Genomic DNA, 13,977 nt, shown 5'->3' with positions numbered 1-13,977 from the left:
AACAGTTCCCTTGGCAGCCGGGCACTGGCGTAGCCCGATCGAGAGGATCTGGACCTTGAGCGATCTTTCTCGCCGTGACCTGCTCAGGACGTCGGCGGCCGGCGTCGGAGCAGTCGTTGTCTCGGGCCTTGCTGCCGCAGACACGCCGGATATCGCGGACGCAAGCGCCCCGGGAATTGAGGCCGCGGACCGCCCGAGTAAAAGCCCGGGATGCCCGCCCGCGACGCTGACCGGCCACATCGTCCGCCCCGGTGACGCGTCGTACACGGATGCGCGACTCGGCTGGGACCAGCTCTTTTCTCACTATCCGCTGGTCATCGTCTTCGCGCGGGAAACCCAGGACGTGGTGAACGCCCTGACGTGGGCGCGGCAGCACAACATCGCGCTGCGGGTGCGGAGCGGCCGCCACGCCCTCGAAGGCTGGTCGAACGTCGACAACGGCATCGTGATCGACGTCAGCCAGCTGAAATCGGTCCAGATCGACCCTGGCGCCCGTATCGCGACGGTCGGCGCCGGGGTGAACCAACTAGAAGGGGTGACGGCGCTCGCGAAGCAGAACTTCGCGGTCACAACCGGAAGCGAGGGCAGCGTAAGCCTGTGCGGTGCGACGCTCGGCGGTGGCCTCGGGCCCCTCAACCGCTGGCTCGGCATGGCCTGCGACAGCCTGATGGCGGCCGAGGTCGTCATCGCGTCGGGTCACGACTGCGCCGAGGTGATCAACGCGGACTTGCAGCACCACTCGGACCTGCTCTGGGCGCTCCGCGGGGCAGGAAACGGCAACTTCGGGATCGTCACACAACTCACCTATAAGGTGCATCCGCTCGATCATCTCGCCAATGTGCAGGCGACATGGGATGGACTCGAGGACCTTTACGGGGTCTTCGAGGCATGGCAGCGTACGGTACCGTCCGCCGACAGCCGTCTGGGATCCGAGCTCGAGATCCGCAAGTCCCAGATCCTGCTGTCCGCGTGGCTTGTAGACGGGGCAGCGGCACAGGCCAGAGAGATGCTGGCTCCGATCCTGTCGGTCGGCACGCCCGATGTCACGGTGCAGGTCGGTAACTGGGGCGACATCTTCGCGGGAGCCCAGCTCCCGCTCGCGCAAGAGCCCGCGAACTGGAAGTTCTTCTCGGAGTTCGTCAAAGAGCTGTTCCCGAAGAAGGCGATCGACATCATCGGCGACTTCATGCGAAACGCTCCCACAGAGGAGAGCAACTACTTCGTCGATGCCTTCGGCGGGGCAATCAAGAGGGAGCCCCCCGGCGGCACGGCGTTCGCCCATCGCGACGCGCTTTTCTACGGCGAGATCGGCGCAGCCTGGGGGACTCGTTCAACACAACCAGGCGTCGGCGACCCGCTGACCTCGCAGGCCCAGGCCTGGACCGCTGAGTTCAGCCAGGCGCTGCGGCCCTACGCGGACGGCGCCTACGTCAACGTGCCGAACGTCGGAATGCAAGAGTGGGAGACCGCCTACTGGGGGAGCCAGCGCTTCGAGCGGCTGCGCAGGATCAAGGCTAAGTACGACCCCCACAACGTCTTCCACTACGAGCAGAGCATCCCGCCCGCGTCACACTGAATCGACAGTTCGCCGCTGATCCCCAGCCCCCGGGTGGCCGTCGACGGCCCGGAGTGTTCCGCCACCCTCTGGCACCTTGCCGACGTTGTTCTGGACCAACTCGGCTGTCGAGTTCGAAGTTCCGCAGCTCAGAGGCACTCTCCTGAGGGCGCCAACTTTCGGCTCGCGTAGGCCGTGTCGGGGTGGGCCCGAGCCCAACCGCGGCTTTCATGATCGATGCTCAGCCGGTCACTGACAGAAAAAACCCACCCAGTGTCCGGGGTTCGTGGAACAGACGAATACACCGCCACGGCTACCTCGGCCGACAATCAATCCGGTTGGCTCGCAGGCCAGTTTGTACTCCGGTGTGTGATGGATCAGGTGGCGCTCCTCGAGCGGCTGCCAGCGCGAGACGCGATCGCCGCTCCGATCGAATTCGTAGGTGTCGAGCTGCAGCAGCAGGACGGGTGGTGCGCCGCAGATGGTGCAAACCAGGTCCGGCATGTCGGTGGTGGACCAGTTCATGCTGCCGCCGACTTTGAAGCCAGGAGCTGTGGCCACCTCGTTGTACAGCTGTGGGTAGTACTCTCCGGCCGGACCCGGGATCCAGGCCCGCAATCGCGTGCGGATCTCGTCAGGAAGCTCCTCGTACCAGGGGTACTCCAGCACCTTTTCCGGATCCAGGACACATGGGCGCGGAAAGAACTCTTCGGCCATCGGCTCGTTGTCCAGCTCGGATATGGGCGGATCGGTCAGCACATCCGTCACGTCAGCCGCCCGCCGCCAGAAGACCCGGACGGCCTCGGAATCCCAGTCCCCGCCACACCACAACAGCTGCACATGCGCTTGAAATCTACGGCTGTACGTGCGCTGTACTGGATCGACTCGTCTATTTGCTCGAAGATTTTCGCAGCTCAAAGCCTATTTGTGGGGCGGGCGGGGCTCGAACCCGCGACCAATGGATTATGAGTTCAAACACTCCGAACGGTGTCCTGACCTGGCAAAACGCTGCTCAGCAGCGAGCATTGCAGCAAGATACATGGCTGTCGGCCAGCGTCTTGTTGATCTTGAACCGTCCGGACTGCGGTACAGGCGGTCTCAGTATCGCGCACTACCCTAATAACAGCTCGGCCCTAGGATTTGCAGGGCTGAGTTTGTCTGTACCCAATCGTGCCCACGCTACCTGCCGCAACCCAATGTGAATCTAGGTCAAAACGCCTGGCCGACCGGCATGCGAAGCGAGATCGCGGCGCCGGGGATGCAAGACGCACGGTTACCCGCGGTCCGCCTCCGCTTGCGGACTTCCTAGTTGACGCGGGCACGTGGTCTGTTCGTCGATCGTCGGGCCGTCCGCCCGCCACCCGTCATCACTGTCACGCTTGTCCGCGAGCGTCCATGCCCACCCCCTGACTCCGGATGCGCTTGGGATGCCGAGTCGTGTATCCATCAGTCTGTGACTCAGAGACATCGAGGTCGGATAACCGACCGAGCCCGTCGCCGCGTCTACGCAGACTTTGGCGAGATTTGCCTTATACCGGATTGCCCGAATCCGAACAGACTGCCGGACGGCACTCCGCTCCTGGAGATCGCCCATATCGCTTCCCCGTCGCCCGGAGGACCGCGCGCAGACATCGAACGATCAGCCGAAGATCTTTCTGGCGTGCACAACCTCGTACTCGTCTGCGCTGCCCACCACAGAATGATTGACTCACTCCCCCAGGTGTATTCTGTGTCGGAACTGAACCGTCTTCGGATTCGGCATCTTGAACTTGTTGCGGTAGGCGCGCTGCGCGCTTTCAACGTAGTGCCAGCGATACCAAGCCCCGACACAGCCAACCGGCTACAAAAAGCTCTCGGCATCTGGGAGGCCGAACGCGAAAACGCCTCCGAAGAATTCTGGCAGACACTGTTCACCCACCGGCCCGAGCTGCTCAAGTTGGTCACGCAAGGACGCCCGTTCGTCCTGAATTCGAAATGCTATGTTGGCGGCAAGGCTATCGATAACTGCGGCGGCCAGGTCGTCGACTTCCTCGCCCAGTGCAGTGGAGACGCGATTCTAATCGAGATCAAAACACCTACTGCAGCGCTCATGGGTCGTGAATACAGAGCAAACGTGCATCCCCCTTCGCCGGAACTAGCTGGCGCGGTCGCTCAAGCGTTGAACTACCGTCTGACCCTACTTAACGAGATGGCCACGCTCAGCATGAATTCACCAGGCCTCATTGCCCACCACCCCTCAATCGTGGTCATCATCGGCGACGGCAGCCGCGCCGAGCTCTCAGCAGGGCAGCGCAGGTCGTTCGAGTTGTACAGGCAGTGCATGAAGGACATACTCGTGGTCACCTACGACGAACTATTTACATCACTGGCAGATTTGGCCGTGTTGCTGGAGCCCGACGCCACCATGCAGCGCTTGCGGCATCAGTTGTAGTTCGCCGGGCCCAGCGCTTCGAGAGGATCGACAGTACCGGATTATGAGTTCAGTCGCTGTCAGCGATGTACCAACCAGCGAAGAACCTGCTGATCAGAGCAGTAGCCGGCGGGCACGTCACGCCAGGGTACGCCGACCCGAATACACCAGCGGATCCGCCGATCAGGTGGCCGTTGCTCCATCTCACTTGGTCGTCCGAGGTTGTTCGGGCAAGGCAGCAGCGGCTTGAGTCGAGGCCATAGGGCGTCGGTCAGGGGAGCCCTTCGGGTCACCACTAGGGTGGTTACGAGGTCTCCGGTGTTGCGTTGGACCTTGGTCGATCAACCAGTTACCGGAGATGTCGCCCCATTCAAAACCATTCTGTCGGAGCGGCTCTCAAGGCCAATCGAGTCACTTCGAGACGCACCCTAGTCGTCCTCGCTCTCGATCGAGAAGTGAAGCCGCTGTCCCAAAATACTGCCGGATGGGTCTCCATCATGGAGGGTTAGCACAACCGCGTCATCGAAGACTGAACGATCGGAGAATTCACCCCATGGCACTTTGTCGCTGTTCATAGTTACGATGTGTTGGTATTCGTACTCGTCAGCGGAGGCGGCAGCGATCTCGACGGCCTTGGCGGTCTGTCGCTCATCAACGTCGGCAAAGATCGAGCTGTCATGGATGAGAAACCCGGGGCCGCGGCCACGGCGCGCCATATCTTCGCTAAGTGCGATGTCGTAAGCGAAAATTGCCATCAGATGAACACCACCCGACCCAGTCTTTGGCAGGACCACTTTAAACTGTATGCCAGCTTTTCCTGGGGATACGCGCAGGTCTGCAGGCTCCCCATATAGATACTCCATGATCTCTCCGAACCTCGCGATAATTTCCGCGCGCTGTTCAAACCGCTCCTGTACGTCCAGCTTGGTCCGTGATAAAAGGTCCAGCTCGTCTGACTTAAGCTTCGACTTTCTATCGCTCAGTTCGCGCAGTGTGCGGATCTGCTCCTCGATCCGGGCCACCTCGACTTGAGACTCAGCTAGGCTTCGCTGGAGCGCGGCGAGATCATCAAGTGCCCCGCCCGTCCGGAGCAGCTGGAGATCCTGCTCCTGCTGGGTAGCAAGCCTGGCTTGCTCAGCCTCCCGCTGGGTGACCCGCTCTCGAATGCGTCGTGTTTCGTCTGCTAAGTATGCGACCCGATTGGCGGTAATCTGCCGTTGGAACTCAGCTGCTTCGTCAAGGCTACGCACGATGGCGTCGCCAAGTACGATTCCAGCCTCGCTAAACAGCTCCTCGATGCTGATATTGCTAGCCGCGGATTCGTCCGCAGCCTGCGACTCGTACAAGGCGAGCTGTTGGCGGTCTGCAAAGTTCTCGTTACCCAGGGACTTGATTCGCGCCGTCGCTTGCTGGACGCGTGCCTCGATCTCGCGGTACTCCGGAAGCACCGAAAACGTTCGGATGTCTCGGGCTAGCTTCTCCGAACGACGCTGAACTCGCACGAGTTGGGGTTCGAGTGCCGCGATCTGAGACTCAATGCTGTTGTCCGGATCATCAGCTAGTGCAACGCGTGATTTACGATTTTTGAGGTCTGCCCATTCCTTCGCAAAGCGCCAATCTAGATTGAGTAGGTAGGAGTTCTCCGCCTGGACTGCCTCAGCGCGTTGGTTTGCGAGCGTGCGGAACGGATCAATCAGCGAATCCGAACGATAGCGAGCGAAGTGTCGTATAAGACTGCGGAAGCTGGGCGGATCGGCTGATGATCCTGCATTGCTGAAACACTCTCGACCAAGCCAATTGGTCCACTGGCGGGGGCCGATGTCGACAACGTCAGACAGCGGCGCATCATTCGGGTCAATGAGACCTGCTGCTACTGCGTTGCCTTGAACGTGTATTTCGCCTGGGGTATCTGGACCACGAGAAGCACGGAGCGTAATCCCAGCTCTCGTGGTAAGCGACAGGGTGAAGTACCACCGGTTGCCCTTCATCTGCTCCAGACGGTCGCTCATGTTTGCGCCGAGACAGAAGTCGATCAGGGCGATGACGGTTGTTTTTCCTAATCCATTTCGAGAGTCTGTCTTCGTTGCTTCTTTAGCTCGGTCCGCAACGACGATATTGAGTCCATCCCGGAACTCAATCGCTCTGAATTCAGCGAAGTTCGCGGTCAATGAGTTTAATCGCATGTCACACCTGCCATTCGAGCACGCCACTTTCGATGGTGACCGCGCCAATCATGAAGAGCAGTGTGAGTGCCTCAGTAAAGGAGTCAAAAGATACCTCAGGTCGCGCTGACCTGTAGGAATGCCATAGCTCGCTTACCGTGGTATTCGTGGCACGCAACGATAGGAGGGTTCCAGATCTACCAAGGATGCTGTCGGACGCGGGGACGTACTTGGTTGGGAGAATCATGCGGCGGGTGCCTCGAACACGTCGCATACCTCGAACAAGTGACACAACACCGCTGCGGCTGCAGCGCGGATAACAAAGAGCCTCGAACCATCTGTTTGGGGAGAAGCGGCGCTGTTGGTGCCAAAGTCGACCAGCGACAGGAACAACGCGTCGCCAGAAGCCCCCTGAGCGAGGAGACGGTCATACTCGGCAACAAATCCGGCTCGGAGGCGCTCCGGGAACCGCGACGACAACTGAGCCTGCCGTCGAATGTAGTCCGCTACCTGCGGGGCCTGAGATAGGCCAACGTTCATTGTCGGGCGTATCGCGTCCGTCAGATCGTTGGCGTCCATTTTTTCCTGCGGTGGCACTGCGACCATCGGAGTTGAGGGAAGCACGACGTCACCGTCCGCGAAGGCATTGCAAACGATCTGCAACTCAGCAAACGAGACCATTGTTGCTCCCACAGAGAGCTTGTCAGCCGTCGCCTTCTCGGCGGCACGCTTCCACTCCCGAAGTGTCGCAACGGGATAATCGGAATCGATCTTGTCGACCAAGCTGTGGTGATGAGCACAGAGGACGATCAGATTGGGGTAGCTATCCCGGGCTGCCGGCGAGAGCGATGGGTTGGGTCGAGGCCCCTTGTTCGAGGACCCTTCGATGTGAGCGATCTCGCCAAGGATGACGGGACCTGTTGCACTGAATTCAACTATCGCAGAAGGGCATCCAGGGAACCCGCAGTAGTGGCCCGAGGTCAAGAAGAGTTGCTTCAGCGTGAGATCTGAGTAGTTCCTCGCCCTCGCCATCGAAACTCCCCTCCGCTGCGGTGAACCCCATGCCTTGTGATAGAGCGGTACGACGCGGCGAGCGCGTAGACGGGCTCGCCGCGTCCATCATTGCATGCACTGTAAGCAGTGAGCGTCGGAACCGACGGCGTGGCTCGTGCGGGCTATAGGCGTGGCTCTCATGGGAGTCGCGGGGGTCTCGTCGGTACTGCTGGTGACTCCATCCCCTTCTTGTGGTCCCTACCCGAAACCGCTGCTCGGCCCGCACGACTCGACTACCGCACTGAGCGCGTCCTGGCGCGCGAACACGCCACCGCAGGTGGCGTAGCTCTAGACGTAACCTCCGCACCTGACGCAACCACCCACCTAACCCTACTTTTTGTGGTCCCTTCCTTCCGGTCCTTCCCATCCCAAATGTTTGGTGTTGGCTCCCTCCCCACCCGGCCGACACTCTCTATGAACAGCGAAGCCATAGAGAGTGTCGGCCGGGTGGGGAGGGAGACAGCGCCAAACACCCCAGCTCACAGCGATTTTTACGTCGAGGTGCCGGGACAGTGCCGGGACTTGGTATGTCCCGGCACTGTCCCGGCGAAGTCCCGTCAATGTCCCGGCACTGTCCCGGCAAGTACGGCGGTCCGGACACAGCCGAAGGCCCGTCAGGCGGGCTGACGGGCCTTCGGCTGTTCAGGTGCGATTCGGGCGAGTCCGGGGTGCTGAAGTGGGCAACCTCCGCTGTGTCTATTGATCGTCCTCGTCGGTTGCGCTGACAGTCCGAGCGCTGAGCGCCGGACGTACGCCCGACTCGATCGTGATGTCGATGAGTTCGAAACCTGCCACAACAAACCTGATGCGCGTGAACCGTGAACTGTCCGGCTCTGGCGGCGGCTCGTACGTCACCGGCTTCGAGATGATCTTCATGTCAGGGTTCCCCTCTCCCTCGAGACACTGGGACGGCGTCAGCTACGGCAATCTCACCGTATGCGCGAACGCCGAAGCTATTGCGGTCTGGGTAGATACGTTCGCCGAGCCGGGGGTCGAATCCCGCGGCGGTGAGCATCGCGGCCACCGCGGCGACGGCGTCGGCATCGCCGGACAGTCGGAGGTTGACCACGCTGGTCACTGGTGGGCTCCTTCCTGGATGTGTTCCTGGGCCGCCGTGAGAGTGCGGGTCACCGAGGACGAGCTGAGGCTGACGTGTTCGGCGATGCGCGCGTGCGACCAGTTGTGTTCGTGACGCAGGCGCAAGATCTCGGTCACCTTCTCCGGATCACGCCGACCGGATGGGTCAGCGCTGCACAGCGATTCGGCGACCCGCGCCCACCTGTCGACCCCCGCACCGGGCGCCGGTGTGTTGTGCGTAGGGGCTTCGATCGCGGGCTGTTCGGCGGTGCGCAGCTCCGGGGACGGCTGATGCGCGGTGAGTTCGGTCGAGGTCGACCGGGTCTCGGTGTGGACCTCGCGCACCGACACGGTGCGTACCGGCTCGGGCCGGTGCGCTGGTTCGGGCTCGGTGCGCACCGCCGGTTCGGTGCTGGTGCGGTCGGTGCGTGCGAGTACCAGCAGGGCGACGGTGGCCTGTCCGATGGCACCGTCGATGATGAGCGGGAACAGCCATGCCAGGTGTTCGCTCATCCCGACCTGAATCGACAGCTCTCGCAGGGCGTCGAACGACAACCGGAACGCGCCGACCGCGATAGCGGCGGTAAGTGCGACAACAGCCCAGTAGGCGAGGCGTGCCTTGTTCTGGGCGCGCACGAGCAGCCCGACGCCGTGGGTTGCTGCAAGCAACGCGATCGGCGGGAAACTGGCGACGAACGCCGCGACCGGCTGCTTGCCGTCCGGTGCGTTGATCCATGCGTGCACGAGGTTGCCCGCGATCGACATCGCGGCGACCAACAGCAATTCGCCCCAGAAGAACCGGATCGCCGACACCTGCTCGCGGGTCCGTGCACCGGCCTGTGCACTGTCTGGTGCGCTGCGGTGCGCAGCAGGCTGGCTGCTGCGCACCACGTCCGCACCGGAGCTGAGTCCGGTCACGGCTCACGCACCCTTGCTCGCGGCGGCCGGGGTGTAGACGGCGGTGAACAGGCGCGCCCGCGGGTACTCGGGGTCGGGTCCGGTGTAGGTGACCGACAGGGTCGCACCGATCTCGAAGTCCTCGCTGCCTGCGTTCTCCAGTGCCAGCCCGATGGCCTGTTCCATGCGCCAGGACACGTACAGGTTGCGCGGTCCGGCGCCGGTGTCGAGGGTTACGACGGTCTGCATGACCGGCTGGCCGTCCTCGTCGAGTTCGACCTCACCGGGCGCCCCGCCGAACTTCAGCTTGGGTTCCTCGACGGCGGCGACGATGCGGCCGTAGACGGTGGTGCCGGGCTTGCTGGTCTTGGTGAACGCCGACGCGGGGCGGGCGGCACGGCGGAAACGCTGTCCGAAAGTGTTGGTGCTCATGATTGGGTCCTTCCTGTTGTGGTGTTCAGCGGGTTCGGGTCCGGTCGGCCCGGTCGCGGCTGGTCATCGTGGGGTGCAGGTCGTGGATGCTTCGCTGGGATCGGGGCCGGTCGAGGTAGCAGACCGGTTCCAGTTCGTCGAGGTCGTGCCCGGCGTCGAGGTGGTCGCAGAGGTCCTTGCCGTCGCGGGCCTGCAACACCCGGACTTCGCCGACGCGGTCGGCGAGGGATTCGGCGACCTGGGCGGCGTGGCGGTAGCCGGGCCGGTCGCGGTCGGCGACCACGATCACCCGGCCAGCGCCACGCAGCCAGCGCGCGTGGTCGTTGGTCCACTTCCCCGCGCCCATCGCGTTGCACGTCGCGAGCTGCCCGGCCTGGCGGGCTCGCTGCACGTCCTTCTCGCCCTCGCACACGTACAACTCGCGGCCGGTGTCGAGCGCTTCGCGCACGTCGGCGAGCTGCCACGGCAGCGGAGCGAAACCGGTGTTGACCCACTCGGTTCCGGTCCAGCGCCGTTGGTAGAAGCTCTTGGCGTGCCCGTGCTCGTGCGGGGTGTGCAGCCGCACCACCGCGCCCTCGACGCGGCCGTTGGGCCACCGGTAGACGTAGGTGTCGACCGCCTCGGGCTCCCCGATCTGGGCACCCAAGTCCCGCTTGGCGGGCAGCGGGAACCGAGCCGCGAGAATGGCTTTCTCGACCGGCGAGGCGACGCTGACCGGGCGGGTGGGCCGCCCGCCGGCCGCGTACGGCCGACGGACGGAACCCTGCTGGTTGGTGCGCTCGGGCAGCCGGTCCCACAGGTCGCGTACCCGTAACCCGATGCGGTCGAGCACGTCCTGGTCGTCGCAGCGTGCCCAGCAGCGGACCATCGTTTTGCCCTGCCGGGGGTCGTAGCGGACCCCGAGGCTGGGGTTGTGGTGGTGGCCGTCGCCCTCGTGGACCGGGCACAGGTAGTTCGTCCACTGCTGCGGCTCCCGCGGCCACTTGGCCGGACCCACCCGGCGAATCAACGCCGCGGTGACGACCTCGTAGGAACGTCCCTGCTGCGAAGCCTGTTCGGTCATCGTCACCGCCCCCGCTCGATCTCCGGCCGTTGAGCGGCGGTGAGGATGCGGGCCTGCTCGATACTGCGCCGCTGCACCCCGTCCAACGAATCGGCGCCCGGCAAGGACAACATCCGCCGCACGGAACTGGGCGAGCGCGACCACAAGTCGTGCACGTCCTTCAGGTACTTCCACTCCCCCGGATGCGGCCCATTGCGCCACCCCTGGTCGATAGCTTCTTGCTGGGCGTACAGGCTGTGACTCTCCGACTCACTGGCGCTCGGCCGGTCCCGCAGCCGCGACAGCCGGTCAACTTCAGCGAACGCTTCGCGCATCGCTTCCTCGTGCTCGATGTGCATGCTCACCGCCCCCGCTCGACCTGTCCGCGGCCCGCTCGGGGGGTTGACTGCTGGGAGGTGGCGCGGTCGATGTAGCGGCGGGCGGCGTCGCGGACTTTCTCGCTGTCTCGACCGGCCAGTTGCCCGGCCTGGCGCAGACTGCGGTTCTGGAGGTCGGTGACCCCATCGCCGCTGTTGTGGTCGATGTTGTCGAGGAACCGGAACATGGTGTCCGGCGCCTGCCGCCAGTCCTCGTAGGCGTCGGTCAGGTAGCTCCAGTGCTCGGCGTGCGGCCCTTCGCCCCACCGCTGATCTGTCTCGCGGCGCTGCGCGGTGATGCGGTCGAGCTCGGCATCGGTAGTGCCCGGCTGGTACATGTCCTCACCCAGCTGGGTGAAGCGGGCGAACTCGGCGCGCATAGCTTCCTCGTGCTCGCGTTCCATCACCGGCTCCGCTCGATGCCGTTGCGGCCGTTGCCGTTCCGGTCCGGCCGTGGCCAGGACTGGGTGTCCGGACCGGCCTGCTCGCGGCCGGTCCCGGTGAGGTCGTGCAGGTAGCTGGCGCGCTTGCCCACCGGGCCGGTGTCGCCGGACTGCCGCCCCGGCTCCGCGGTCGGCGCCGCGCCGTTGCCGGTGCCGGTGCTGCGCTGGCGGTTGCCGTAGCGCTCGTGTTCGGGCGTGGACTGCACGAGTTTGCGCACCGCTTCGTCGCGTTCCTGTTTGAACTGGTCACGCTCGGCGGTGAGCTGCTCGACACCCGGACGGTCCCGCAACTCGCCGATCTCGGCAGCCAGGCGCAGATTACGGTTCTTCAGCGCCTCGATGTGTCCTTCGGCGGAGTCGAGTTTGCGGCGGATCTCGTCGCGGTCGGCGGTGACCGAGTCCAGGCCACGTTGCAGCATCCCGACCCGGTTTTCCAGCCGGTCTCTGTCGGCGGCCATGTCGTTCAACTGGCGCTCCACCTGCGCCAGCCGGTCGACGCCGGCGGTGTCGGGTGGGCGTTCGCGGTCGGTGTTCTCGCGCTGCCGGGCGGCATGTTCGGCCTGCTCGTGGTAAACCTGTCCGGACAGCGTCCGCTCCCGCAGCACGGCCTCCCGGTCGGCGAGCTGCCCGGCGACGCTCTCGGGGCGACCGTAGTCGACGTACTGCTTCGCGGCGTTGAGGGTGTCGCGGGTCTCGACCGCCAGAGTGGTGCCGTCCGCCCACGACGTGCCGCTGATGTTGCGCTGCAACCAGCTGGTGGCGCTGTGCTCGGTGGCGAACGAGCGGGATTCGGTCAGCTTCCCGCCATCAGGATCGGTCCACGTCATTTGCGCGGTGTAGCGGTGGCGATGGTCTTGGGCGGCGTCGATACGTGCGAGCAGCGACTCCTCGGCGTTGGCGCGGCGCGCGGCGTCCAGGTTTTGCGGCCAGTCCTGCTCATGCTCCACCTCGGCGCGCTGGCGGGCGTTTACCGTCTCCCGAGCGACGTGTGCGCGGTAGCGCAGTGCATCGATGCCGCGGACCTTGTGCGCTTTGGCGAAGAGGTTGCCGACCTGGAAATGCGGGAAGATCGTCGCCGAGTCCAACCCGTCGAGGGCTATGCCCTGCTCGGTGCGGGTCAGGTGCTCGTTGCCGATGAAGCCGCGGGCCAAGCGGTTGCGGTGCTCGGCCAGCGCGTGAGCGTCGCGGGCGCGCCGGTCATGGTCCACGCTCGGGTCGTTCGCGCGGGCGGCGACCGCTTGGACGTGTACGCGGTAGCGGTCGATAGCCTGGCTGGTCCAGGTCAGCTGATGCTCGCGCATCACCTCCGCCTCGCGGCGCTGCTCGCGCAGCGTCCGGCTGATCTGCTTGCGGATCTTGCGGCGCTCCAGGAAGTTGCGGGCCTGGGCGTGCAGGCGGGTCAGTTCCGGCAGCGATCGCGCGAACTTGCGGGCCTCGGCGATCATCTCGTCCTCAGGGCTACGGTCGGTCATTGCGGTGAATTCCTCTCAGTGGTGGGTGTTTTTCGGTGTTCATCGGGTGCGCTCGACGCGGTTGCGTCGGCGGTCGAGTTCGTCGGCAGCGGCGTCGGTGAGCTTGAGGCGGGTCGCGTACCGGCCGCGGGCGCGAGACAGCCAGATGTCGGCGGCGTCCAACTTCTCGTCGGCCATCGCCAGCGCGGTTTCCGCGCCGAGGGCGGCGTCGGCGGGGTCGAGCGGGTCGCCGAGGGTGTCGACCGCCAACGCGTCGGGGTGGCGGCGCAGGGCGGCGTACTCGCGCCGGATCTCGCTGATCTCGCGGCGCAGCTGGAACAGCCGGTCGTCGACGCTGTGCAGGCGCTCGTACAGATCGACCGGCGCGGTGCGGATCGGGTCATCGGGGGTTCGGTTGGTGCTCAACGGTTTTCCTTTCTTGCGGTTGGTTACTGGGCCGGGGTGGTGCGGTTGGTCTCGTGCTGGGTGCGGGCGCGGTCGATGCGCTCGACCAGGGCGCGCAGCAGCCCGACGAGGGCGGTCGCGACGGCGGCGACGGCGTGGCTGATACCGACGGTGACGGTGCTGATGGCCTGCGGCAGGGGCGGGCGGTGGGCTGCGTTCCACCACAGGTAGGCCACCCAAGCGCCGCCGTAGACGGCCAGCGGACCGGCCACCAGCGGCCCCTCACCCCATCCGGTGGTCACGGCTGCGCCGACCACAACGGCGGAAGCTGCCGCGGTGCGGCGCGCGGTCTGTGCCCGTGGCCGCGCCGGGACCGGCGCCACTACGGGGGTGGCCTGCTCGGTGGGTTCGGCGTCGATGTCGGGAACGACGGTCAGCGCGGCCCGGCGCACCGGCCCGGCGTCCGCGGCGGGTCGTTCGGTCTGTGCGGGGGTGGTGGTCGGGGTGGTGTCGAGGTCGGCAATACCGGCCAGCCAGTCCTCGACTTCGTCGGCGAACAGCTCGCCCGCGATCGCGGGATCGGTCGGTGTCGGGGCGGGTTCGGGCCGCCGCTGGCGGTCGTTGTCGTCGTTGTCATCGTGGGGTCGGATGATGCGCATGGGGTTGCCTTTCA

At 64.7% G+C, this 13,977-nt stretch carries 17 protein-coding genes; 2 read left to right on the top strand and 15 right to left on the bottom strand.

Translation table 11 applies throughout. The features are described from left to right. Positions 1 to 55 precede the first annotated feature (55 nt). Positions 56 to 1,576, top strand: a complete 1,521-nt coding sequence (locus tag IU459_RS18495; protein ID WP_195130798.1) for an FAD-binding oxidoreductase — start codon at positions 56 to 58, stop codon at positions 1,574 to 1,576. A 228-nt stretch (positions 1,577 to 1,804) separates the two neighbouring features. Here IU459_RS18495 and IU459_RS18490 read toward each other — a convergent pair whose 3' ends face one another. Continuing rightward, a complete protein-coding gene (locus tag IU459_RS18490) occupies positions 1,805 to 2,314 on the bottom strand; it encodes a hypothetical protein (protein WP_195130797.1) in 510 nt (169 codons plus the stop codon). Positions 2,315 to 3,284: 970 nt separating this feature from the next. On the opposite strand from IU459_RS18490, the gene IU459_RS18485 reads away from it, so the two are divergent. Next, positions 3,285 to 3,986 (top strand): Shedu immune nuclease family protein, encoded by a 702-nt coding sequence (locus IU459_RS18485; protein ID WP_195130796.1) that lies wholly within the window; start codon positions 3,285 to 3,287, stop codon positions 3,984 to 3,986. A gap of 59 nt (positions 3,987 to 4,045) precedes the next feature. Here IU459_RS18485 and IU459_RS40120 read toward each other — a convergent pair whose 3' ends face one another. The 14 genes from IU459_RS40120 to IU459_RS18420 form a co-directional block, all read right to left on the bottom strand. Then, positions 4,046 to 4,258, bottom strand: coding sequence for a transposase (locus IU459_RS40120; RefSeq protein WP_195130795.1), 213 nt, complete (start codon positions 4,256 to 4,258; stop codon positions 4,046 to 4,048). 135 nt (positions 4,259 to 4,393) lie between these two features. Beyond that, positions 4,394 to 6,133, bottom strand: a complete 1,740-nt coding sequence (locus tag IU459_RS18475; RefSeq protein WP_195130794.1) for a DUF2326 domain-containing protein — start codon at positions 6,131 to 6,133, stop codon at positions 4,394 to 4,396. 16 nt (positions 6,134 to 6,149) lie between these two features. Continuing rightward, positions 6,150 to 6,374, bottom strand: a complete 225-nt coding sequence (locus IU459_RS40115) for an ABC-three component system middle component 6 (RefSeq protein WP_083889200.1) — start codon at positions 6,372 to 6,374, stop codon at positions 6,150 to 6,152. Next, positions 6,371 to 6,910, bottom strand: a complete 540-nt coding sequence (locus IU459_RS18470; protein WP_195130793.1) for a hypothetical protein — start codon at positions 6,908 to 6,910, stop codon at positions 6,371 to 6,373. The genes IU459_RS40115 and IU459_RS18470 overlap by 4 nt, the downstream gene beginning before the upstream one ends. A gap of 966 nt (positions 6,911 to 7,876) precedes the next feature. Continuing rightward, positions 7,877 to 8,056: a hypothetical protein gene (locus IU459_RS18465; RefSeq protein WP_195130792.1), complete on the bottom strand. Its 180-nt coding sequence runs from the start codon at positions 8,054 to 8,056 to the stop codon at positions 7,877 to 7,879. A gap of 1 nt (position 8,057) precedes the next feature. Next, positions 8,058 to 8,258 (bottom strand): hypothetical protein, encoded by a 201-nt coding sequence (locus IU459_RS18460; RefSeq protein WP_195130791.1) that lies wholly within the window; start codon positions 8,256 to 8,258, stop codon positions 8,058 to 8,060. Beyond that, positions 8,255 to 9,175, bottom strand: coding sequence for a DUF2637 domain-containing protein (locus IU459_RS18455; RefSeq protein ID WP_195130790.1), 921 nt, complete (start codon positions 9,173 to 9,175; stop codon positions 8,255 to 8,257). The genes IU459_RS18460 and IU459_RS18455 overlap by 4 nt, the downstream gene beginning before the upstream one ends. Positions 9,176 to 9,178: 3 nt before the next feature. Continuing rightward, entirely contained in the window at positions 9,179 to 9,586 is a 408-nt protein-coding gene (locus IU459_RS18450; protein WP_195130789.1) for a hypothetical protein, read from the bottom strand. 25 nt (positions 9,587 to 9,611) lie between these two features. Then, entirely contained in the window at positions 9,612 to 10,649 is a 1,038-nt protein-coding gene (locus IU459_RS18445; RefSeq protein WP_195130788.1) for a toprim domain-containing protein, read from the bottom strand. Between the two features lie 2 nt (positions 10,650 to 10,651). After that, entirely contained in the window at positions 10,652 to 10,993 is a 342-nt protein-coding gene (locus tag IU459_RS18440) for a hypothetical protein (RefSeq protein WP_195130787.1), read from the bottom strand. Beyond that, positions 10,990 to 11,409 carry a hypothetical protein gene (locus IU459_RS18435; protein ID WP_195130786.1) on the bottom strand — a complete coding sequence of 140 codons (420 nt, stop codon included), beginning with the start codon at positions 11,407 to 11,409 and terminating at the stop codon, positions 10,990 to 10,992. The genes IU459_RS18440 and IU459_RS18435 overlap by 4 nt, the downstream gene beginning before the upstream one ends. Continuing rightward, positions 11,409 to 12,920 (bottom strand): hypothetical protein, encoded by a 1,512-nt coding sequence (locus IU459_RS18430; protein ID WP_195130785.1) that lies wholly within the window; start codon positions 12,918 to 12,920, stop codon positions 11,409 to 11,411. The genes IU459_RS18435 and IU459_RS18430 overlap by 1 nt, the downstream gene beginning before the upstream one ends. Positions 12,921 to 12,959: 39 nt before the next feature. After that, positions 12,960 to 13,325 (bottom strand): hypothetical protein, encoded by a 366-nt coding sequence (locus IU459_RS18425; RefSeq protein WP_195130784.1) that lies wholly within the window; start codon positions 13,323 to 13,325, stop codon positions 12,960 to 12,962. Between the two features lie 23 nt (positions 13,326 to 13,348). Next, a complete protein-coding gene (locus IU459_RS18420) occupies positions 13,349 to 13,963 on the bottom strand; it encodes a hypothetical protein (protein WP_195130783.1) in 615 nt (204 codons plus the stop codon). Positions 13,964 to 13,977 lie beyond the last annotated feature (14 nt).

Origin of the sequence: Nocardia amamiensis (assembly GCF_015477605.1) — a bacterium.
In the GTDB taxonomy this organism is placed as follows: domain Bacteria; phylum Actinomycetota; class Actinomycetes; order Mycobacteriales; family Mycobacteriaceae; genus Nocardia; species Nocardia amamiensis_A.
This window is presented reverse-complemented; position numbering and strand designations above follow the sequence as displayed.